Origin of the sequence: Acinetobacter sp. WCHAc060033 (assembly GCF_004209125.1) — a bacterium.
GTDB lineage: Bacteria > Pseudomonadota > Gammaproteobacteria > Pseudomonadales > Moraxellaceae > Acinetobacter > Acinetobacter wuhouensis.
Genome location: NZ_SGSW01000005.1, coordinates 39,263 through 62,291 on the forward strand (window position 1 = coordinate 39,263; position 23,029 = coordinate 62,291).

22 protein-coding genes and 1 pseudogene are annotated in these 23,029 nt (G+C 38.2%); 9 read left to right on the plus strand and 14 right to left on the minus strand.

Annotated features, from left to right (window positions below):
• Positions 1-43 precede the first annotated feature (43 nt).
• The 4 genes and pseudogenes from lldD to EXE10_RS03110 form a co-directional block, all read right to left on the minus strand.
• Positions 44-1,198: an FMN-dependent L-lactate dehydrogenase LldD gene (gene lldD, locus EXE10_RS03095; RefSeq protein ID WP_068974950.1), complete on the minus strand. Its 1,155-nt coding sequence runs from the start codon at positions 1,196-1,198 to the stop codon at positions 44-46.
• A 2-nt stretch (positions 1,199-1,200) separates the two neighbouring features.
• Positions 1,201-1,944, minus strand: coding sequence for a transcriptional regulator LldR (gene lldR / locus EXE10_RS03100; protein ID WP_087553548.1), 744 nt, complete (start codon positions 1,942-1,944; stop codon positions 1,201-1,203).
• A 61-nt stretch (positions 1,945-2,005) separates the two neighbouring features.
• Positions 2,006-3,676: an L-lactate permease gene (gene lldP / locus EXE10_RS03105; RefSeq protein WP_171457607.1), complete on the minus strand. Its 1,671-nt coding sequence runs from the start codon at positions 3,674-3,676 to the stop codon at positions 2,006-2,008.
• A 544-nt stretch (positions 3,677-4,220) separates the two neighbouring features.
• A pseudogene (locus EXE10_RS03110) lies at positions 4,221-5,137 on the minus strand (DMT family transporter).
• Positions 5,138-5,495: 358 nt separating this feature from the next.
• On the opposite strand from EXE10_RS03110, the gene EXE10_RS03115 reads away from it, so the two are divergent.
• Positions 5,496-6,350, plus strand: coding sequence for a LysR family transcriptional regulator (locus EXE10_RS03115; protein ID WP_068974946.1), 855 nt, complete (start codon positions 5,496-5,498; stop codon positions 6,348-6,350).
• A gap of 162 nt (positions 6,351-6,512) precedes the next feature.
• On the opposite strand, the gene EXE10_RS03120 is transcribed toward EXE10_RS03115, so the two are convergent.
• Together EXE10_RS03120 and EXE10_RS03125 are read right to left on the minus strand one after the other, a co-directional pair.
• Positions 6,513-6,860 (minus strand): hypothetical protein, encoded by a 348-nt coding sequence (locus EXE10_RS03120; protein WP_130112324.1) that lies wholly within the window; start codon positions 6,858-6,860, stop codon positions 6,513-6,515.
• A 261-nt stretch (positions 6,861-7,121) separates the two neighbouring features.
• Complete coding sequence (locus tag EXE10_RS03125; protein ID WP_130112325.1) at positions 7,122-7,442, minus strand: hypothetical protein; 321 nt, start codon at positions 7,440-7,442, stop codon at positions 7,122-7,124.
• A 195-nt stretch (positions 7,443-7,637) separates the two neighbouring features.
• Between EXE10_RS03125 and argG the strand changes: the two genes are divergently transcribed.
• A complete protein-coding gene (gene argG / locus EXE10_RS03130; RefSeq protein ID WP_068974943.1) occupies positions 7,638-8,981 on the plus strand; it encodes an argininosuccinate synthase in 1,344 nt (447 codons plus the stop codon).
• Positions 8,982-9,086: 105 nt separating this feature from the next.
• Here the strand turns inward: argG and EXE10_RS03135 are convergent, their stop codons facing one another.
• From EXE10_RS03135 to icd, 4 genes are all read right to left on the minus strand, one after another.
• The gene (locus EXE10_RS03135) at positions 9,087-9,323 is read right to left on the minus strand and encodes a hypothetical protein (protein ID WP_068974942.1); all 237 of its coding nucleotides are present in this window, start codon (positions 9,321-9,323) and stop codon (positions 9,087-9,089) included.
• A 122-nt stretch (positions 9,324-9,445) separates the two neighbouring features.
• Positions 9,446-9,820 (minus strand): DUF4124 domain-containing protein, encoded by a 375-nt coding sequence (locus EXE10_RS03140; RefSeq protein WP_130112326.1) that lies wholly within the window; start codon positions 9,818-9,820, stop codon positions 9,446-9,448.
• Between the two features lie 342 nt (positions 9,821-10,162).
• On the minus strand, positions 10,163-10,723 hold the full coding sequence (locus EXE10_RS03145; RefSeq protein ID WP_130112327.1) for a sugar O-acetyltransferase: 561 nt from the start codon (positions 10,721-10,723) through the stop codon (positions 10,163-10,165).
• A gap of 212 nt (positions 10,724-10,935) precedes the next feature.
• Positions 10,936-12,192: an NADP-dependent isocitrate dehydrogenase gene (gene icd / locus EXE10_RS03150; protein ID WP_130112328.1), complete on the minus strand. Its 1,257-nt coding sequence runs from the start codon at positions 12,190-12,192 to the stop codon at positions 10,936-10,938.
• 200 nt (positions 12,193-12,392) lie between these two features.
• On the opposite strand from icd, the gene EXE10_RS03155 reads away from it, so the two are divergent.
• Both EXE10_RS03155 and paaI read left to right on the plus strand, forming a co-directional pair.
• Positions 12,393-13,181, plus strand: coding sequence for a pseudouridine synthase (locus EXE10_RS03155; RefSeq protein WP_130112329.1), 789 nt, complete (start codon positions 12,393-12,395; stop codon positions 13,179-13,181).
• Between the two features lie 159 nt (positions 13,182-13,340).
• Positions 13,341-13,739, plus strand: a complete 399-nt coding sequence (gene paaI / locus EXE10_RS03160; protein ID WP_130112330.1) for a hydroxyphenylacetyl-CoA thioesterase PaaI — start codon at positions 13,341-13,343, stop codon at positions 13,737-13,739.
• A 115-nt stretch (positions 13,740-13,854) separates the two neighbouring features.
• Here paaI and EXE10_RS03165 read toward each other — a convergent pair whose 3' ends face one another.
• A complete protein-coding gene (locus tag EXE10_RS03165) occupies positions 13,855-16,086 on the minus strand; it encodes an NADP-dependent isocitrate dehydrogenase (protein ID WP_068975261.1) in 2,232 nt (743 codons plus the stop codon).
• A gap of 395 nt (positions 16,087-16,481) precedes the next feature.
• Between EXE10_RS03165 and EXE10_RS03170 the strand changes: the two genes are divergently transcribed.
• Positions 16,482-16,868 carry a carboxymuconolactone decarboxylase family protein gene (locus EXE10_RS03170; protein WP_068975262.1) on the plus strand — a complete coding sequence of 129 codons (387 nt, stop codon included), beginning with the start codon at positions 16,482-16,484 and terminating at the stop codon, positions 16,866-16,868.
• Between the two features lie 86 nt (positions 16,869-16,954).
• Here the strand turns inward: EXE10_RS03170 and EXE10_RS03175 are convergent, their stop codons facing one another.
• Positions 16,955-17,209 carry a hypothetical protein gene (locus tag EXE10_RS03175; RefSeq protein WP_068975263.1) on the minus strand — a complete coding sequence of 85 codons (255 nt, stop codon included), beginning with the start codon at positions 17,207-17,209 and terminating at the stop codon, positions 16,955-16,957.
• 109 nt (positions 17,210-17,318) lie between these two features.
• Here EXE10_RS03175 and EXE10_RS21860 point away from each other — a divergent pair, with 109 nt between their 5' ends.
• Together EXE10_RS21860 and EXE10_RS03185 are read left to right on the plus strand one after the other, a co-directional pair.
• A complete protein-coding gene (locus EXE10_RS21860) occupies positions 17,319-17,789 on the plus strand; it encodes a hypothetical protein (RefSeq protein WP_228256771.1) in 471 nt (156 codons plus the stop codon).
• A gap of 135 nt (positions 17,790-17,924) precedes the next feature.
• Entirely contained in the window at positions 17,925-18,449 is a 525-nt protein-coding gene (locus EXE10_RS03185) for a tetratricopeptide repeat protein (protein WP_130112331.1), read from the plus strand.
• A gap of 46 nt (positions 18,450-18,495) precedes the next feature.
• Here EXE10_RS03185 and EXE10_RS03190 read toward each other — a convergent pair whose 3' ends face one another.
• Both EXE10_RS03190 and EXE10_RS03195 read right to left on the minus strand, forming a co-directional pair.
• Positions 18,496-19,452: a DUF4424 family protein gene (locus tag EXE10_RS03190; protein ID WP_130112332.1), complete on the minus strand. Its 957-nt coding sequence runs from the start codon at positions 19,450-19,452 to the stop codon at positions 18,496-18,498.
• A gap of 53 nt (positions 19,453-19,505) precedes the next feature.
• On the minus strand, positions 19,506-20,324 hold the full coding sequence (locus EXE10_RS03195) for a hypothetical protein (RefSeq protein WP_130112333.1): 819 nt from the start codon (positions 20,322-20,324) through the stop codon (positions 19,506-19,508).
• Between the two features lie 276 nt (positions 20,325-20,600).
• Between EXE10_RS03195 and ahcY the strand changes: the two genes are divergently transcribed.
• The gene (gene ahcY / locus EXE10_RS03200; protein WP_087553530.1) at positions 20,601-21,983 is read left to right on the plus strand and encodes an adenosylhomocysteinase; all 1,383 of its coding nucleotides are present in this window, start codon (positions 20,601-20,603) and stop codon (positions 21,981-21,983) included.
• A 182-nt stretch (positions 21,984-22,165) separates the two neighbouring features.
• On the plus strand, positions 22,166-23,002 hold the full coding sequence (gene metF / locus EXE10_RS03205) for a methylenetetrahydrofolate reductase [NAD(P)H] (RefSeq protein ID WP_068975269.1): 837 nt from the start codon (positions 22,166-22,168) through the stop codon (positions 23,000-23,002).
• Positions 23,003-23,029: the final 27 nt, after the last annotated feature.

A 23,029-nucleotide genomic window follows, 5' to 3' on the forward strand; every position in this document is an offset into this window, starting at 1 on the left:
TGGGGCAGTGCAAGCCAATAAAATTACAACTTATAGAATCAGATTATTCAGCTAACTCTTTCTCTAACTTCACCAAACAATCCTCAGTAATATCTGCAATTGTTTTCGCACCTGTTAAAGTCATCGCTACACGCATTTCTTTATCAATCAAATCCAATAGATTGGAAACGCCTGCACCACCTGCAGCACCTAAAGCATAGACAAATGCACGACCCAACATACAAGTATCCGCACCTAAAGCAAGCATACGCACCACATCCAGACCATTACGAATACCTGAATCCGCTAAGATTTTAATGTCACCTTTGACCGCATCCGCAATTGGAGGTAACGCACGTGCAGACGATAAAACACCATCCAACTGACGACCACCGTGATTCGACACCACAATACCATCTGCACCAAAACGCACCGCATCTTTAGCATCTTCAGGGTCAAGAATACCTTTGATCACCATTGGACCATCCCAGAATTCACGGATCCACTCAAGGTCTTTCCATGAAATAGAAGGATCAAAGTTATTACCTAACCAACCGATATAATCTTCTAAACCCGTTGGTTTACCGAGATATTTTGAAATATTACCCAAGTCATGCGGACGACCCATCATGCCGACATTCCACGCCCAATGCGGATGGAAACACGACTGCATATAACGGCGCATAGCTGCATTTGGACCACTCATACCAGAGTGTGCATCACGATAACGTGCGCCTGGTACAGGCATATCAACAGTAAATACCAATGTTGAACAACCCGCTGCTTTAGCGCGTTCCAAAGCATTTTTCATAAAACCACGGTCACGCAGCACATACAACTGGAACCACATTGGACGGTTAATTGCAGGGGCAACTTCTTCAATTGGACATACAGATACAGTTGATAAAGTAAATGGAATACCTTTTTTATCTGCTGCAACTGCCGCCTGAACTTCACCACGACGTGCATACATCCCTGTCAAACCAACTGGTGACAAAGCAACAGGCATCGACAAAGTTTCATCAAAAAGTTTGGTTTCTAAACTGAGCTGTGACATGTCATTTAAAACACGTTGTCTTAACGCAATTTTTGATAAATCTTCTACATTACGCTTTAAGGTATATTCAGCATAAGCACCACCATCAATATAGTGGAATAAAAATGGCGGTAAACGACGACGCGCGGCTTCACGGTAATCATTCGCAGAAGAAATAATCATAACTATATCCTGTTCAATCGGCTGGCACGCTGACGACGGGCTTCTTCCTCATCAATCATCCGCACCTGCTGTACTACAAATTCTATATGCCCACAGACTGCATTCCGCGCAGCTTCTGGATCATGACGTTCAATTGCATCCATTACCTGAAAATGTTGATCACGTAACTGATCATAACGACGTGCTTCGGTATAGACTTTGCGTCGTCCCAAAACCACGTTAAATTGCAACAAATCAAATAAACCACGCATCATCTGAATCAGCACCAGATTATGCGATGCCTCAGCAATAGCAAGATGAAACTCTGCATCCGCCATTGAGGCTTTATCATCATCACCCAGAGATTGGAAATGGGTAATCTGATCATAGCAATAGCGAATTTTTTCCAGATCCTGCTCAGTTGCCCGCTTGGCGGCATACCATGCTGTTCCACCTTCCAGTACCATTCGAGCTTCCTGCACATCAAAGCGATAAGCAGGATCTTCATCAATCAAATTACTTAATGGCTCAACAATTTGATTCTGTGACCAGTTCACAGGCAATTGCTGTAAAAAAGTCCCCGCTCCGACTTTGCTGACCAGCATGCCCGTACTGGTCAGTTGCGAAATGGCCTCTCTCAAAGAGGAACGGGATACACCGAGTTGCTCACACAACTTACGTTCCGCTGGCAGACGATCTCCGACTTGCATATTGTTTTCTTCAATCAACATGCGAAGGTTTTGTACCACTTTGTCGGAGACTTTCATCTGCTGTCCTCAGTTTTGCATCAGGTTTGTGCAATACCGTGAAAATTCATAATCATCAAGATCATGGAATCATCCACGGGAACACATAGGCTTGTAGAGTAATGATAATACCAATCATCACGGTAAATGAAATACTGTGTTTTACCGTAAAACGGAATAAATCAGACTCTTTACCCACTAAACCTACTGCCGCACAGGCAATTGCAATTGACTGAGGAGAAATCATTTTTCCTGTTACCCCACCACTGGTATTGGCAGCAACAAGTAATACTTCTGGCACACCGATTTGCTGTGCAGTGGTTGCCTGTAATGCTGAGAACAATGCATTTGCAGAAGTATCAGAACCTGTCAGGAACACCCCTAACCATCCTAAGAATGGCGAGAAGAAAGTAAACGCCTGACCTGTATGGGCAAGTGCCAAAGCAAGTGTTGCTGACATCCCTGAATAGTTTGCGATGAAAGCAAAAGCCAACACCATACCAATAGAATAAATTGGAATTTTTAACTCATTTACAGTTTCGCCAAATGTTACGATTGCTTCTTTTGGCTTCATTTTGAGGAAAATAATCGTGATAATCGCTGCAATCACGATTGCTGTACCAGTCGCAGAGAACCAGTCAAACTTATAGATCGCGTCGTAGTCCTTAATTTCAGGAACCACAGGCGGCATCTTTTGCACCATCTGATGCAAAAATGGCACTTTGATCGAAATCACCAAGTCAGCTAATGCACCATCTTTAGCAAATAAATCTTTAAATGGCTTAATACTCCAGACCGTCACCATTGCCGTTAAAATTGCAAATGGAGACCATGCTTTCGCGATTTGTGCGATGGTGAATTTCTTCTTACGTTCTTCAGCTAAATCAATCGCAGGCGTGCCTTCTTCATTTTCAAAACGGAAAATGTGTTTAGGCTGCCAGTATTTTAAAAGAATCGTTAAAGATACCAGTGATGCAATCGCAGCAGTAATATCTGGAAGTTCAGGACCTACAAAGTTCGAAGTTAAATACTGCGCCAAAGCGAAAGAACCACCACCCACAATCACTGCTGGCCACGTTTCTTTTACGCCACGCCAACCGTCCATAATCGCCATGATCCAGAACAATACGATCGGCACCATGAATGGCAACTGACGACCCACCATCTGACTGATTTCCATGGTGTCTACACCAGAAACCTGCCCTGCGACAATAATTGGAATACCCATTGCACCAAAGGCAACTGGCGCTGTGTTCACAATCAGACAAAGACCCGCAGCATAAAGTGGCTTAAACCCAAGTCCAACCAATAACGCAGCAGTAATCGCAACTGGCGCACCAAAACCTGCCGCACCTTCAAGGAAAGTACCGAAAGCAAAACCCACGAACAGCATCTGTAAACGTTGATCTTCAGTAATCGACATGATCGAAGAACGAATGATATCGAACTGCCCTGTTTTTACCGAAACTTTATACAGGAATACTGCGCCGATAATGATCCATGCAATTGGCCATAGACCATAAAGAAAACCATAGACCATTGAAGCCAAAGCCATTGCGATTGGCATTTGATAGGCAAAAAGCGAAACCAATAAAGCCAATACAACTGTAATTGTTCCCGCAACGCTTCCTTTCATGCGGAATACAGCAAGGGCTAAAAAGAAAAATACAATTGGAATAAGTGCGATGGCACTGGATACCCAGATATTGCCCATCGGATCGTAAATTTGTTGCCAATGTTGAAGCATTGTCATCTCCTTGAAATGCTTGCTAAAACGTCGAATGTGGTCTGATCAGCCAAGTATTTCACAACAATTGGTATGACCAATTAAAAATTTAAAACAAAAAAATAGCACTATGTGCGCCTTAATAATAAAATCTGGCATTTTAAAGATCAACAAATTATTAAAAATAAAATATTGGTCAGACCAATAAAAGTGTGTTTTTCGCCTATTTAATCACTATTTTTAATTGGTTCTGAACTCAACAAGTACTAAAAACCACTGTTTTTGTTTATATTTTCTATTTAAAGCAAGTTTTTATAAAACTTTAGTCGTATCTGGCTATTTTATTAAACAATTTTATAATGTGCTAAACATATTTCAAAGACTTAAAACTCAATAGCAATAAAATATTGGTCTGATCATTTAAAAAATCACACCAATCTTATGACATTCAACGCATTTAGAAATTAAGTGTAAATCTGCCAAAAACTGCTAGCACCAAAGTCCTAAGCAGTTTTTGACAAAAAATAAACTGGTCTAAAAATAATCCAAAACAGCTTTCTACTTAAACTCATCAATGTTGATGATCCAAAGATATCGTTTGAACTTTTTGCTTGGTTTTGAGCTTAAATGAACTCAAAATAATGCCTAGGCAAATAAAGACTGCACCAATCATAATATTCAAGGTTAATGGTTCATCCCAAAACACATAACCAAAGAACAAACTTAAAATTGGAATACTCATGATCGAAATTGAAGCAACAAAGGTATCAACTTGAGTGACAATCCAATTCCACAATGCAAAAGCAGCACCTGTACCTATGATTGAAACATAAAATAAAATCGAATCATTGAATGGATTCACCCAAATATGCAGATCAATAGGCTCAACCAGTAAAGCGCCGAATAATATAATGATGCCACCAATCAACATTTGCCAAATCGTCAGTTTCACTTTGTCATAAGATGCAAAATTTTTCTTGATATAGATCGTGGTCGCCGCCCACATAAAGCCAACAAAAATCAGCCCAAGTTCACCAAGTAATGTAACATTCATATGAATATCATGTAGCTGTGTCCAAAGAATTGAAACTAATCCCAAAACACCAAAAAACAAACCTACAATTTTCTGGGCATTCAATCGTTCTTTCAAAATGTAATGTGCCAAGACACCAATGAAGATCGGCATGGTAAATACCAATACGGCTGATAACCCTGAATCTACGAATTGCATGGCAAAAGTTTGAGTTGCATAAAAGCCAACACATAGCATTAAGCTAGAAATCAGTAATTTCCCCCAATCGCCTTTCTCAGGCAGGATTGATCTGTTTAAAAGCCGTTGGACAATTAACAATGTTAAGGCAGCGATGATTAAGCGTACTGAGATAAATTGAAATGGTGGGAAAATATGTAAACTGAACTTAATCAATCCCCATAAAGATCCCACACCAGACACAACACTGTGATTGCACTCACAACTCGAATGTTCATTTTTCTGTACTCTACAGATGGAATGTTTCTCTAGTGTAGAAAATTAATGACATCATGAATAATGCTATGTTTTAATAGATACATCATTTTTTTTGATGTAGTTTTTTTCATTTTATTAGCCGTCTTGCGTAAATGTTCAAATTTTCGATTAACAGGCTTATTCAAAAATGTATCGGAAGTTTCTTCTCTTGCGCCATATATGGCTCAGGGATAAAGAGGTAACTCCGCGAGAGGATGAGGGATTTTTAAATAAAAAACCTCTCCCTAACCCTCTCCTACAAGGAGAGGGAACATTTTAAATTGACCTAAATCAATCTGAAATTAACTTTTGCAAGAAGTCCATTGTTGAGGAGTTCACATGAATATTGATATGAGTGATATCCGTTCATTCATTACTGTGGCGGAGATGAAAAGCATTACAGCAGCAGCCAATAAGTTGAATTATTTACAGTCAAATATGACCGCTAAAATTAAAAAAATTGAAAATCATTATGATCGTCAAATGTTTATTCGCAAACCGAAAGGCGTTGAACTCACTGAGTCAGGGATCAATTTATATCAACAATACAAAAAAATGATGTTTACTTGGGAAGAAACTGAAAACAAAATTCATCAACAAGAAAAATTTTTACGTTTTGGCACCAATACCAGTTTAGGAGGCATGCGCTTCTACCCTTCAATCAGTCAGTTATATACAACTTACCCCGATTTATCTTTTTCCATCAAAACTGGTGCTACAGGCTTTTTGGAACAAGAGGTTTTACAGGGAAATATTGATTTTGCTTATGTACTCGGACATCCCGAACAAAAAAATCTACAATATATTCAAAAAGGTAAAGATGAATTGGTGCTTATTGGCAAAGATGTCATCAACTATGAAAATTTATATGAAGCATTGAATCAGCAAAATTTATTATTTACCTCATTAGAATGTTGCTATTCGACGATGCTTGATCAAATTTATTTAGATCACACATTAAATAAAGGTGAAATGATTCATATTAATGATTATGAAGCGCTGGTGAATTTCACACAGTTAGGCATGGGAGTTTCTTTGGTCACTCGTTCATTGGCTCAGAAATACAATGTTCAATATAAGATGGAAATTCCTGAACAATATCGCCACATAGGACTATATCTGATTGCGAGGAATGAGCATGTATTTACCCCAATTGAAAAACAGTTTATTGGGTTAAATGATCAGATAAAATAAGGCTTAACAATGATATTTTACGCCCTACTCAAAAATTATTGATCATGTTCAAAAGCAGACTTCAGCAAGCAACTCTGTCTGAATAAAACAAGATTCAATTTAGCCACTTAGCAAGCTAAAAAAGTTCACTTAATATCACTTGAATCATCTTGAACAACACCATCATTGCCATTGGGTCTTTGTGGTTTTCCATAAAGAAAACAATCCCAATAAAGTACCGATCGGAAATGATGGCAACATCAAAACAGCCATCACGCGAGATAAAATTTTCCCTTGATTATTGCCTTTTTTAACACGAATACATGCCAGAATATTTAAACCAAACATCAACAACATGATGGCACTCAATCCCCATAACTGCATTTCTGCCATGGTCTTCTGTTGATACTCTAAATACCAAACAATTGCTAAAGCACAGAACAACAAGCCTGCATAAATGCCATGAATTAAACTCAATGTTTCATTTTTACTTTTCGGTAATGTATATAACGGTGGTGGAGAATAATTCATGATTTTCCTTCAATTAGGATTCAGGCTAAAGGTCTATTGCTATCATAGATTTAAACGAAGATTGATCATCAAATCGTTTTTGAAAATTATAGGCATAATTTAATAAAGACTTTATTAAACATAAGAAAAATCAAGATAAAATTCAAGTTGAATTATCTTTTATCCGCTTATTGCAAATGTATTCCCCTTAAATCAAGAGCAATAAAGCGTCATGTTATTGTTAAAATTTATATTATTATTCACCTGTTTTTTTAAGAATCGTTAATTCTTCTCCCATTTAAAAATAGAGAAAAACAACATGAAAATACCAATTACTGTTCCAATCGGAAATGCAGCTAAGACAAATAATGTGAAGAAAATAGAGGCTATACGCCCAATCGTACTTCCATGTTGCACTTCTCTCGAACACATATAATGAATAACAATAAGGCAAAGCTTACCAACCAAGCCACCTGTTAAATAAGCTGCATCTTGAACACCATTACTGATGGACAGGTAAATTAAATAAAAAGTATCCATCGCCACGATCACAGCAACAAGAATATGCAAATATGAGAGATATTTATTTTTAAGATTGAGCATCAAATTTTCCAAGGATTATTTTTATCGTAAAAACGTATATTTCAGCGATATTAATCTAATTTTCAAATGAAAAAAAATAATTTCCATTCAGAACGTGAAAAAAATTGCTGTGAGAAGTGCTATAATACTGCGTTTATAAAATTCTTTCGGGCGACCCGCTTTTGTGGTGCCTATGTTAAATAGTTAGGACTAGCAATGACTGATAATGCAACGATCTTGCAGAATGTACCAGTAGGCAAAAAAGTTGGTATCGCCTTTTCTGGTGGTCTAGATACTTCAGCAGCTTTATTGTGGATGAAACAAAAAGGCGCAGAACCTTATGCTTATACAGCAAATTTAGGTCAACCTGATGAAGATGACTACGATGCAATTCCACGTAAAGCTGAAGCTTATGGTGCTGTTAAAGCTCGCTTAGTTGACTGCCGTTTACAACTTGCATTAGAAGGTATTGCTGCGATTCAATGTGGCGCATTCCATATCAGCACAGGTGGCGTTCCTTATTTCAACACGACTCCATTAGGTCGTGCAGTAACAGGTACGATGCTTGTTACAGCAATGAAAGAAGATGACGTAAACATCTGGGGGGATGGTTCTACTTATAAAGGAAACGATATTGAACGTTTCTATCGTTATGGTTTATTGACCAACCCTGCGCTTAAAATTTACAAACCATGGTTAGATCAACAATTCATTGATGAATTGGGTGGTCGTGCGGAAATGTCACAATTCCTTATCGACAATGGTTTTGACTACAAAATGTCGAAAGAGAAAGCATATTCAACTGACTCGAATATGTTAGGTGCTACACACGAAGCAAAAGATCTTGAGTACCTCAATGCAGGTATCAAAATTGTAGACCCAATCATGGGTGTTGCATTCTGGAAAGACGATGTAAAAATCGACGCTGAAGAAGTTTCAGTGACTTTCGAAGAAGGCTTCCCTGTTGCATTAAACGGCAAACGTATCGAAGATCCTGTTGAGTTCATTCTTGAAGCGAACCGTATCGGTGGTCGTCATGGTCTAGGTATGTCTGACCAAATTGAAAACCGTATCATCGAAGCGAAATCTCGTGGTATCTATGAAGCTCCAGGTATGGCACTTCTTCATATTGCGTATGAACGTCTTGTGACTGGTATTCATAACGAAGATACCATTGAACAATACCGTATCAACGGTTTACGTTTAGGTCGTTTATTGTATCAAGGTCGTTGGTTCGATTCTCAAGCATTGATGCTTCGTGAAACTGCTCAACGTTGGGTTGCTAAAGCAATCACAGGTACTGTGACTTTAGAACTTCGTCGTGGGAATGACTACACGATTATGAACACTGAATCTGAAAACCTCACTTATGAAGCTGAGCGTTTAACGATGGAAAAAGGTGATTCAATGTTTACACCTATGGATCGTATCGGTCAGTTGACAATGCGTAACCTTGATATTACGGATACACGCGCAAAACTTGGTATTTATACAAATTCAGGTTTATTGGCTGTAGGTACAGGTTCTGCTGTTCCTCAGTTAAAAGACAAAAACAAATAAGTTCTAACTTTTAGAACAAAAAGAAAACCGCCAAATTGGCGGTTTTTTATTTTCAATGTGAAAAATATATTCAGATTAAAAATCAAAAGAAATGAGAATGATAAATTAACTTTGATTTTGAGTATCTTCTAGCAACTTAGCTTGTTCATTTTTTCTTTGCTCTTGCTTGCGAAGTTCTACTTTGGCTTCTTGCTCTAAGCGTAACTTATCGTATTCTTTCTTGGTTTCAGCATCACTTTTAGCAGCAAAAAAAGCCATCGAGAGTATAAATATAGGAATCAACAAACCCAAAGTTGCTAAAATAAACAACTTCCTCTTCTTCTTTGCTTCTACTTGCGTCATCAGCTTCTGTCTTCAATCAATCACCATTTCGACTAATATAACAGAAGTGTAATGACAAAGCATCGCGTTGTTTAACCTAGCAATGCTTGTTTTAAAATAGCTTTAACTATATTTGAGGTCTATTAACGATTTTTGGTTTTTTGATAAGCATCTTGAGCAAGTGCCAAACTCTTCTTTTTACCTTCAACACTATCTGGAATCTGATTGCTTGTACCATTATCTGAACGGCGTTGTAGATGTTGTGATTGCGAATACTGATGTACAGGTTGAGCCTGAGCTTGATTCAACTTTTGGAGTTCACGCATTTTTGCATTTTGACTTGCTGTTCTCTGCACCAACTTTTGTTGCATTTGTTGTTGCTGATTAGGCGTAATGGTTCCAGCACATGGACGTGATTGATAAGTCACAGAACCATTCACAATACATTTATGCACATCTTTTGCAAAAACACTGTGTGAAAAAGCCAAACTCAAACCAATGAATAATATTTTTTTCACTGCCGAAACTCCCTATAAGTTTCGTCAAAATATCAAAAAATAGACTAAGCTGCTATTTACATTATTCTTTTTAATTTTGACTAACAATATGTGAGTTAAAATGACTTTTTTTGGCAACTTAGGCATTATTTTGTCATAAAACTTTTTATATCAAATAAATAGCACCGATGTTGAGAGGTCTATTTTACACTCAAGCAAAACACTTGGATAAAAAACCAAAGTACCTGAATAAAACCATCCAACCGTTCAATTGTAAAATCAATCATTATTTGAACACTTGATTCTGCTATTCGTTTAAAAATTTTCTTTAAGATCCAATCCTTTTAAACAAATTCTTTTATATCAACCTTCTATTGCTCGAATCACTCTGCAAGGGTTCCCTACAGCCACAACTTTTGATGGTATAGATTTAGTCACAACACTACCCGCTCCTATCACAGTATCATCACCAATTGTCACTCCAGGCATGATTGAAACACCCGCTCCAATCCAAACATTATTTCCTATGCTAATTGGATAGGCATATTCCAAACCTTGATTTCGCTGCACTTTATCAATTGGGTGTCCCGCTGTGTAAATCCCCACATTGGGCGCGATGAAAACATTGTCACCTATCGTGACTTTTGCACCATCTAAAATCACCAAGTTTACATTGGCATAGAAATTACGACCAATTTCAATATTGAAACCATAATCACAATGAAATGGACCTTCAATAATAAAACCATCCTCAATTTTCCCCAATAATACTTTTAAAATTCCCTCTCTTTCATTCTTTTTTTCTGGGCTTAAATAATTAAATTCATGCAATTTCACTTTAGCTTGATGTCGCATTTCTAATATAGGAGCATCATTATTTGCATCATAAAGAAGCCCAGCTGCTGCTTTTTGCATTTCATTCATAAATTAAACCTTGAACATACTTTTTAAACTTACAACTATTTCATCCTACCTCTACTGGATCAATTAGGGTATCCATTTTTAATGGAATAGTATCTTAATTTATCTTGTATGTTGATGTACTTCTAAATATCCTACGTGCTATAACCCGATCAATAAAAAGGCTTGCACATCGCAAGCCCTAAAAAACCATGATATTAAAATCAATATTTTAATCAATCTTCCATATGCTGAATTATGGCTTGTCCAAACTCAGAACAACGAAGCAATTTAGCACCTTGCATTAAGCGTTCAAAATCATAGGTCACTGTCTTTGCTGCAATTGCACCAGAAATACCTTTAATAATCAAATCAGCAGCTTCAATCCAGCCCATATCACGTAGCATCATTTCAGCAGAAAGAATAATCGAACCTGGATTTACTTTATCCTGCCCTGCATATTTAGGCGCTGTGCCATGTGTCGCTTCATAAACAGAAACAGCTCCGCCAATATTTGCACCCGGAGCAATACCGATTCCCCCAACTTCAGCAGCAAGTGCATCGGAAATATAATCACCATTGAGATTTAATGTTGCAATCACAGAATAATCCACAGGACGCATCAAAATTTGTTGTAAAAAAGCATCAGCGATAACATCTTTAATTACAATATCTTTGCCTGTTTTTGGATTTTTAATTTTCACCCAAGGACCTCCATCAATCAACTCGCCACCAAAGCGATCAATTGCAAGCTCATAGCCCCACTCTTTAAATGCACCTTCCGTATATTTCATGATATTACCTTTGTGAACCAACGTCACAGAAGGCTTATCATTATCAATAGCAAATTGAATAGCTTTACGAACCAGACGTTGCGTCCCCTCTTTGGATACAGGTTTAATCCCGATACCACAGTTTTCTTCAAAACGTATCTTGGTAACACCCATTTCTTCTTTTAGAAATTTGATCACCTTTTTCGCTTCAGGAGAATCCGCTTTCCATTCAATCCCTGCATAAATATCTTCAGAATTTTCTCTAAAAATCGTCATATCAGTTTGTTCAGGATGCTGTACAGGTGATGGAACACCTTTAAACCAACGCACTGGACGCACACAAACATAGAGATCTAATTCTTGTCGAAGTGCAACATTTAGCGAACGAATACCCCCACCGACTGGTGTGGTTAATGGCCCTTTAATTGACACAACATATTCACGTAAAGCTTCAAAAGTTTCTTCTGGCATATAACTGCCATATATTTTATCGGCTTTTTCACCACAATAAACTTCCATCCATTCGATCGAACGTTTACCACCATAAGCTTTGAGAATTGCCGCATCGACTACAGTTTTCATTGTTGGAGTAATATCTACACCTATCCCATCGCCTTCTATAAAAGGAATAATCGGATGATTGGGGACATTCAGTGATAAGTCTGCATTTACAGTTATTTTAGTTCCATCTGCAGGTACAACGATCTTTTGATAACCCATTGAGTAGGCTCTCCCTTTTATTATTGCTGGCTCATTCTAAAAAATATTTACCAATTCACATTACTTTCGACTGTACTTCACGCATAATAGTCTAATCGAATTCTAGTATTGTTTGAGATTTATACAGGGAATAACCACATTTCCCTTTTGAATAAAACTCAACTTACACCTTTTTTATGTAATTTAAGTAGTCATTTTTTATGAAAATCGTCATTCTCAATAAACCATACGGAGTCCTCTCCCAGTTCCGTAAAGACGAAGCACATATGACAATGTCTGACTATGTCAATGACTCGACTTTGCGTTTAGCGGGTCGTCTAGATATGGATTCCGAAGGCTTAGTCTTTTTAACAGATCATGGTGGTTTAAATCAGTTTATTACCAATCCTGCCAATAAAAAGTTTAAAACTTATTTGGTTCAAGTTGATGGTGATGTGACTGAAGAAGCACTGGAACAACTACGTAAAGGCATTGAACTTAAAGATGGTATGACACTTCCTGCAAAAGCAGAGAAAGTTGAACAACCTGAATGGTTATGGGATCGTGATCCTCCTGTTCGTTTCCGTGCCAATATCCCGACATCTTGGGTTGAGATCTCAATCTGTGAGGGTCGTAACCGTCAAGTGCGTCGTATGACAGGTGCTGTTGGTTTCCCTACTTTACGTTTAATTCGTACCAAAATTGGTGCAATCGATTTGGTTCAAATGGGTTTAAAACCTGGTGAAACTAGAGAAATTGAACCATTACTTTACCCAGACTTCCAAAATGTGCCTGCCGAAGAACCTTATCGTTCACGTTCTTATGTGAAAAAACCAGGCGGTACTGGTGGTAAGCCAATGGTGCGTAAGAACAAAGATGGTTCTGTGAAAAAATCTGGTACTAAACGTATTTGGCAGATGGATGACTCTGAGAAACCGAAACGTCGTACCAATGGTACAACTCGTCCAAATACCAAAGCACCGCGTGGTCGTGGACGTAATGGTCGTTAAGCCGAAATATTAATAGTTATTGAATGAAGCTCACGAAAGTGGGCTTTTTTATTGCTAATCAAAATTAAATAAAAATCTTGCTAAGTCTTTTCCAAAATGATAATTATGATACATTATTTTATTAAATAAAATATTTAAGTATCAATAAAAGGATTTACTATGACGCAAGATTTACAACAAGCTATTTTTGACAATGATACCGTAATGCAAAATTTAGGTATCCAACTCGATCATTACTCACATAAAGCCGCGCAACTTTCTCTTACAGTTACTCCTGCACATACCCAAGGACATGGCACTTGCCACGGTGGTGTTATTTTCACCCTTGCTGACGGTGCTTTTGCCCTCGCCTGCAATTCAGAAATGACAGCTGTTGGACAACATTGCAATATCAGCTATATCAAGCCTGGGAAAGTGGGTGACACATTAACTGCCAAAGCCATATTTAAAGCCCCTAGTGGGCGATCGGAAATTTATGACATCACCGTGACGAATCAAAATGCTGAAATTATTGCTGAGTTCCGAGGTGTCTCACGAATGATTCCAAATAAAATCTAGGCAATTTTTCAAAATAAAAAAAGCCGATGCATTTGCATCGGCTTTTTCGTACATCGGTAAAGTTTCTTAAAACGGTTACTTTACCAATGCCTTTTTAAATTTAAACTGAGTCAGCTTAGATTGCTTCAAGTGCAGTGTTAAATGTTGCACTTGGACGCATAATCGCGCTTACTTTCGCAGTATCTACTGCATAGTAACCACCGATATCTACTGATTGACCTTGAACAGCAGCAAGCTCTTCAAGAATTTTAGCTTCGTTTTCATCTAAAGCTTTCGCTAAAGGTGCAAACTTCGCTTTCAATTCAGCATCTTCGTCTTGAGCAACAAGTGCATCAGCCCAGTATTTCGCTAGGAAGTAATGGCTACCACGGTTGTCCAATTCACCTGTACGGCGTGATGGAGATTTATCATTATCCAACAACTGACCAGTTGCTTGATCTAATGTTTTCGCCAACAATTTCGCACGTGGATTGTTTTCTTTGATGCCCATTTCTTCTAAAGAAACAGCAAGTGCCAAGAACTCACCTAAAGAATCCCAACGTAAGTGGTTTTCTTCAACAAGTTGTTGTACATGTTTAGGCGCAGAACCGCCCGCACCAGTTTCGTACATACCACCGCCCGCCATTAACGGAACGATAGACAACATTTTCGCAGAAGTACCTAATTCCATGATTGGGAACAAGTCTGTTAAATAGTCACGTAAAATGTTACCCGTTACAGAAATCGTATCTAAACCACGCGCTACACGTTCAAGTGTATAACGCATTGCACGTACTTGAGACATGATTTGAATGTCTAAACCAGCAGTGTCATGCTCTTTCAAGTATTTTTGTACTTTCTTGATCAACTCATTTTCGTGTGGACGATACGGGTCAAGCCAGAAGATAGCAGGCATACCTGAGTTACGTGCACGAGTTACAGCAAGTTTCACCCAGTCGCGGATCGGTGCGTCTTTCACCTGACACATACGCCAGATATCGCCTTCTTCCACGTTTTGTGACATTAATACTTCACCAGTTTCTAAGTCAGTGATGTTCGCAACACCCGCAGCAGAAACTTCGAAAGTTTTGTCATGTGAACCATATTCTTCAGCTTTTTGAGCCATCAAACCAACGTTAGGTACAGTACCCATGGTACGTGGATCGAAGTTACCATTCCATTTACAGAAATTGATCATTTCTTGGTAAATACGTGCGAATGTAGACTCAGGCATGACTGCTTTACAGTCGTAAGGTTTGCCGTCAGCACCCCACATTTTACCACCACCACGAATCATTGCAGGCATAGAAGCATCTACAATCACGTCGTTTGGTGAATGGAAGTTGGTGATACCTTTAGCAGAATCAACCATCGCTAATGCAGGACGGTGTTCTTGGCAAGCGTGTAAATCTTCGATGATTTCTTCACGTAAAGATGTCGGTAAAGTTGCGATTTTTTCGTATAAACCAGCCATACCGTTATTTACGTTAATGCCAAGTTCGTCGAACAATTTACCGTGTTTTTCAAAAGCTTCTTTGTAGTAAATTTTCACACAGTGACCGAATACGATCGGGTGTGAAACTTTCATCATGGTTGCTTTAACGTGTAAAGAGAACAAAATGCCCGCTTCTTTACAATCATCTAATTCTTTTTCATAGAAGTCGCAAAGTGCTTTTTTGCTCATGAACATTGAATCAATCACTTCGCCATCTTGAAGTGCAACTTTTGGCTTAAGTACGATTGTTTCGCCAGCAGTTGTGATCAATTCCATTTTCACGTTACGCGCACGATCAAGTGTCATTGATTTTTCGCCATGGTAGAAGTCACCTTCGTCCATGTGTGAAACGTGAGTTTGAGACCACTGTTTCCATTCACCCATAGAGTGTGGGTGTTTTTTCGCATAGTTTTTAACTGCAGCAGGTGCACGACGGTCAGAGTTACCTTCACGAAGTACAGGGTTTACTGCTGAACCAAGACATTTGCTATAGCGTGCCTTGATTTCTTTTTCTTCTTCAGTCGTCGGATTTTCCGGATAATCAGGAAGCGCATAACCTTTTGCTTGAAGCTCTTTGATACAAGCAGTCAATTGCGCTACAGAAGCACTGATATTTGGAAGTTTGATAATGTTTGTGTCTGGATCTTGAGTGAGACGACCTAGCTCTGCGAGGTTATTTGGAACCTTCTGCTCATCACTGAGGTAATCTGTGAATTCTGCGAGCACGCGGATAGCAACAGAAATATCAGTTTTGACAATTTCTACGCCAGCTGGTTTAGTAAAGGTCTCAATGATCGGCAGTAGCGAGTAAGTCGCCAATAATGGCGCCTCGTCAGTCAGTGTGTAAATGATTGTTGACTTTCCACCAGCCATATATAGCCCCTTGCTTTGAGTATGTTGAGAGGACAGAACTTGTGATCCCATCCCTTACGAACCGAATTGCTTAAAATTAACCCTGAGAGTATCAGCCCTCAACGTTTCACAGTCAACGTACGATCTGTGATAACGACATTTCGAAAAAAAATGGTACATCATAAATACTGCACATTTATGATCAAAATACTCACAATTCACATTTATTGTGAAAAAAACTGCATTTTTAAGTCTTATTCTGTTTATTTGGTCAAATGCATGAAATTTCAAGCCCGCATTCTACACGGATTTCATCATTTATTTACAAACAATATAGACTAATCACTGATACGCGACTGAAAAAATCAGGTTTAGACTACTTTCGACATCATCAAAATTTATTTAGAGCACTTAATATGTCACAACAAGATTATGAAAATGGTTTAAAAGTCCGTACAGAAGTTATGGGCGAAAGTTTTGTAAAACGTGCGCAAGACAATACTGTTCCCTTTACCCAACCGCTACAGGACTGGATCAATGAGCATGCGTGGGGTTCAACTTGGCAACGTGAAGGCGTTCTACCTCGTAAATATCGTTCACTCATTACCATCGCATTTTTAACTGCACAAAAAAGCCCAACAGAGCTAAAAGGTCATGTTCGTGGCGCTTTAAATAATGGCGCTACTGTAGAGGAAATACAGGAAGTGCTTTTACATAGCCTTCCCTATTGTGGTGCGCCTGCAACACAAGAAGCATTTCGTGCTGCGCTAGAAGTGATTAATGAATACCAAAAGGCTGAATAACTTTTAAAGGTATAAACATAAATAGGAAGTTCAACTTGAGCTTCCTATTTTTCCAACCAAGATTAATTTTCAAACGAAGATTAGGATCAATTCCAAAACACATTAAATGTATAAAAAAATTCATCTACTTCAAATTTGATGTGATACCCCAATTGAGTCAACTCAGCAGATAATGCACGAATATCTTCGAGTGCTAAATGCTTCGGTAAAACCGTAAAGACTGCCGTATTGCCCTGATTGGCATTTTCAATAATTAATTGAGCTAACCGCGTTTTATAAAGTTCAATGTCTAAATTAGAATTGGCTGCCATTTTTTTAGCCTCCAAAGCATGAATGAACATAAAACACCTATATAATTTATTTTTGATTTCTTTCAAGATATAAACAAAATTCAAAAGTTAATGTACATTTTATGTACTGTTTTAGCATCATTAGATATGAGAAATAATAATGAAATTTACAATACCCACCTTATTTAGCCTTGCATTATTACCACAGTTAAGTTTTGCATTACCTGCTTTCAAAAATTATCCCGCTGCACCATTTACAGGAAAATACAAAGCGATAAAAATCGACCGTTCAAACCAGCTCTATAAATCCTTCTTAACTGAATTAAAAAATGAAAAGATCAATTTTGCAGGAAAATATGTATTGTCTCCTATTGGTTGTGGGGGCGGTTGTTCGAATATAGCTTTTTATAATGCACAAAATGGTCATGCCGGCTATTTTAAACAAAGCTTTTCAGACTGCTATTCTGAGAAGCATGGTTTTCAAATGAATGATTATGAGTATCAAGCTAACAGCCAGTTACTGATCGCCATGGGTCGTCGTTCAGAAAAGATAGAACAATGTGAAAAAGTTTATTATTTGATGAAAAATGATCGCTTGGTTGAAATTGCCCATCATCCTGTGTGGAAGTAAATCTCCATCCATCGAAGACAACTTATATTTTTAGTTTCGTTGATGATTATTTCAAAGCTTTCATTGCAAAATAGTGTTTTAAAATCAGCTATACTCTAAGTGTCTTGTCACTGTTTTGATTTTATTGGTACGTCTATGTCTAAACCACTTTCTATTTCTCCTGCACTTCTCAATCGTGCTGCAATGGGAAATTCTGCTGCTCAGTTTGAATTGGCTGAAATTTATATGGAAAGTGATGATGAAGAATATGTTCAACTTGCTGAAGAATGGGCGCTCAAAGCAGCTCAATTGGGGCATGTTGAGGCGATGTATTGGTTGGGTGAAGGTTATGCCGTCTATGCCAAAGACATTTTAGAAGAAGATCCTGAAGAAGCAAAAACCTACTTTGAACATGCGCATCGTTGGTTAGAACAAGCGGTCAAACATCAGCACCCTGCGGCAATTTTTGAATTGGCAAATTTCTACCGTCGTGGTGACGTGGTTGAAAAAGATGTAGCTAAATCCATTGAAATGCTTGAACAAGCAGCTAAATTAGGTGAAGTCCAAGCTATGCGTGATCTTGTTGCAATCTATGAACATGGTTTAGGTGTAGACGTAGATGAAGAAAAAGCGGATTTTTGGGCGGAAAAAGCAAATACTGCTGAAGACTCTACCGAATAATATAAATGCATCAAACTTATATTAAATGAGTTTGATGCTCACTTCTTTAATTGCGTAAGTTTACATAAATAATATCTAAGTCCTGTTTAGGAACAAAGTTCTTCTCCACCATCTGAAACTGTGTTGGACTAATTTTACTGACTTTCCCTTTCCAACAAAATGACACCAATTCTTTTGGATCACGTTCAATGGTTAATTTAAAATTTTCAATCGGTTTTGCCCAATTCGCCCCTGTCGTTAAAATATAGCCCAACGCACTGAATGAGGAATTTTCTGACTGCGCTTTTTTCAAACCTTTTTTAAAGTTAGCATCCATACAATATTGTTGATTATATTCATCTTCATACAATGCAACTGAACCACCAACCAGTGGTTTGTATTGATGCTTCACTTGTGTAACTGAATTGGCTTTAAATGTTTGCTTCCAGCTATAAATGACTTGCCCTGTCCAATAAATTTCCTGATCTTTTGTATAACCTTGTACCAGTTTTTGAATTTTTGGCATTTTACAATTAAAAATTTTAGATGAAAAAAACTTGCTTTCAGAAGCATCCATCCAAGGCGTCAACAAATCTTTTTCAGAAAAGCCACAATGCTTAAATTCATCAGTCACATCTGTTTCTTTTGCACGCTCATCGACTTCACCATTTTTCAATGGTTTCATAAACGCTCTGACATGCATTTGAGGCACTACAGTTTTTCCATCGACTTGAACTTTAAAACTTTTTAATAATTCTTCGGTATGAGCAAAGTCACCATCACGATAATTATCTAACTGAGGCAATGGAAATAAGATGGTTTCTGTCACATCCTGCTTACTGAGGTTTTTAAACTGATAATCAACTTTAATGATTTTTTTACTGATAAATAAATCCTCACTCTGCATCGCAATATTCTTATTTTTTAGATATTCGATTCCCCCTGTACTGACATAGCCAGTGGAATCATTGGCAAGTGCCAAAGTTGAAAAACATAAGCCTGAGAGTAAAATTATTCTTTTCATGATCATGTTCCATTTTTTTAATTTCAAATATTAACGCATTTAAAATACTAAACTTAAGGTGCATTTTTAAGATACATAAATAAAATCCAACCCGCAAATAAAACACTCCATGTGATGATAAAGAATATAGCAATAAATAAATATCTTTTAGGTTTAGACCATGTTTGAATCGTATTGTGTGGATTCACTACTTTTTTTACCGCAAGTCCAAACACAACCAACACAGCACCTGCTGACACTAGTTGTAAACCCCATAAGATTTTGGCTAACCATGAACCACGTAAATCAAACCAACGTTGTGAATAAAAATATATAGATTCTTGAGGACTTTCAGCATTCACTAAAACCACTGCTTGACCATTTAAAAACTCATTTTTCAGCTTATACGCTGACAGTTGACGCAAGACAGCAGGTTCATCTCCCAGCAATTTCAAAAAATACTGTCGCACCAAATCACTTTGTTCAGTCGAATACGTTTTACCTTGATATTCATACTGATAAATCACATTCATATAAGCATAACTGACACTACGTGAACGCCGATAAACTTCTGATTTTGTATCTACAAGTTGAACCTGACTGGCAGGTTGCCAATGCGGATGCGTCCACTCAAACTCTTTGAATTGTAATTTAGGCGAAACTCCCCAAACAATTTGTAAAAGCACATAAGCAATAAAAATAGAAAAGCTGTGCAATAAAATTCGATGGGTTTTAAAATATTTTCGAAGCAATAACAGATAAATAGGCAAATATAATACGATGGCATAAATCACCAAACATAGATTTTCTCTATAAAAAAATAATAAACCTAGCCCCAAAATTGCAAGGATTCCTCCCAATACAAAAACTAAGTTTTCTTTTAAATTATCCAACTTTTCATCCATCTATTGATTTCAGCTTTATTTTTATCGCCTGAGCAGTTTAAGGCATCATCCTGCTCCTGAATACAGTTGATACTTTTTAATACAATCTACATTGGAACAAAAGCAAAATGTCGGTACAATAGCTCGCAGTCGAGGGATGCTGCGACTTTCTTACAGGCACTAAATGGTAAGATCGCTAGGCTCGACCATCGGTATTCTGTTCAGAATCACCAACAACGGCATCCGCGAACATAATGATCAATTATCTATTTTAAGGAGATCGTGATGAACGCGGTTAATGCTTCATTTACAGATTATAAAGTTGCCGATATTTCACTTGCTGACTACGGCCGTAAAGAAATCAAACTTGCTGAAGCAGAAATGCCAGCTTTGATGGGTCTTCGTAAACGCTATTCTGCTGCGAAACCACTTGCTGGTGCAAAAATTTTGGGTTGTATCCACATGACAATCCAAACAGCGGTTCTTATTGAAACTCTGGTTGAATTAGGCGCAGAAGTTCGCTGGACTTCATGTAACATCTTCTCTACTCAAGACCATGCTGCTGCTGCAATCGCTGCTGCGGGTATTCCTGTATTTGCGTGGAAAGGTGAAACTGAAGAAGAATACAACTGGTGTTTAGAACAACAGATTAATGTAAATGGCACACCTTGGGATGCCAACATGATTCTGGATGATGGCGGTGACTTAACTGCACTTGTTCATGAAAAATATCCTCAAGTGATTGCTAAAATTCACGGTATTACTGAAGAAACCACTACAGGTGTTCAACGTCTGTATGAAATGCACCGTGACGGTACTTTAAAAGTGCCTGCAATCAACGTAAATGACTCAGTGACTAAGTCTAAAAATGACAACAAATATGGTTGCCGCCATTCATTAAACGATGCCATCAAACGTGGTACAGATATGCTTTTATCTGGTCGTCGTGCGCTTGTAATCGGTTATGGTGACGTAGGTAAAGGTTCTGCTCAATCACTTCGTCAGGAAGGCATGATTGTACGTGTAACTGAAATTGACCCAATCTGTGCTATGCAAGCATGCATGGACGGTTATGAAGTTGTTTCTCCATACAAAAATGGCGTACAAACAGGTAAGAAAGAAGACATCAATCTTGACCTTCTTCAAAACACTGACCTGATCGTAACAACGACTGGTAACTATCACGTATGTGATTCTGCAATGCTTGATTCATTAAAAGCAGGTGCAGTGGTGTGTAACATCGGTCACTTTGACACTGAAATCGATACCAACTACTTACGTGGTTACAAGTGGGTTGAAGTTAAGCCACAAGTACACCAAGTGTATCGTACAGAAAATGAAAACGATTACTTAATCCTTCTTTCAGAAGGTCGTTTGGTGAACCTTGGTAATGCGACTGGTCACCCTTCACGTATTATGGATGGTTCATTTGCCAACCAGGTATTGGGTCAAATGCACTTATTTGCTGAGAAATTTGCTGATCTTCCTGAAGATCAAAAACAAGCTGCGATCCGTGTAGAACTTATTCCGAAGAAACTGGATGAAGAAGTTGCCGCTGCAATGGTTGTAGGTTTCGGTGGTGTCTTGACTCAATTGACTCAAGTACAAGCAGATTACTTAGGTGTAACTGTTGAAGGTCCGTTTAAGTCTGAGTCTTATAAATATTAATTGATATTAACCCTCTCCCTAGCCCTCTCTTGCGCTGAACTTTAAAGCAATGCTTAAAGCACGCTCAGGAGAGGGAACATTCATTATCAAATGTATGTCATCGAGGGTAAGTCCTCTCCTTTCAGGAGAGGATTTAGGAGAGGTAAAATCAATCAATAATATTGATAAAAAAGGATTTAACCATGACCAAACGTGTCCCGATTTCTTTTGAATTTTTCCCGACCAAAACCGATGCAGGTGCGGAAAAGCTTAAAGTTGTACATCAAGAACTTCAGTTACTGAATCCTGAATTTTTCTCTGTAACTTATGGTGCGGGTGGTTCTACCCGTGAACGCACCTTGTCTACACTGGACGATTTCAACGGCAAAGGTACACCTGTTGCGCCTCACCTGTCTTGTATTGGTGACAGCAAACAACGTATTGCTGAATTGCTAGATTTGTATAAATCACAAGGCATTGACCGTATTGTAGCGCTTCGTGGTGATTTACCTTCAGGTCAAGTTGGTTTAGGTGAATTGCCTTATGCAACTGATCTGGTTCGCTTTATCCGTGAACATTCAGGTGATCATTTCCATATCGAGGTTGCCGCATATCCTGAAATGCATCCGCAAGCCGACAGCTTTGACAAAGACATTCAACGTTTTTGTGATAAAGCCCGTGCAGGTGCAAATGCAGCACTGACTCAATTCTTCTTTAATCCAGATGCATATTTCTACTTTGTAGACCGCATTCAAAAAGAAGGCATTGATATTCCAGTTGCACCAGGGATCATGCCGATTACCAATGCAAGCAATCTGATTCGCTTTGCTGATGGTACAGGCGCAGAGATTCCACGCTGGATTCGTAAGCAACTGGCTACCTATGGTGATGATTCTGCAAGTATCAAAGCCTTTGGTCATGAAGTTGTGGTGAAGCTATGTGAACGCCTGATTGCAGGTGGTGCGCCAAGTCTGCACTTCTATACCATGAACCACACTGAACCAAACCGTCAGCTTGTACTTGACCTTGGTTTAGCATAATTCAAAATTAAATCATCTATTTGCGAG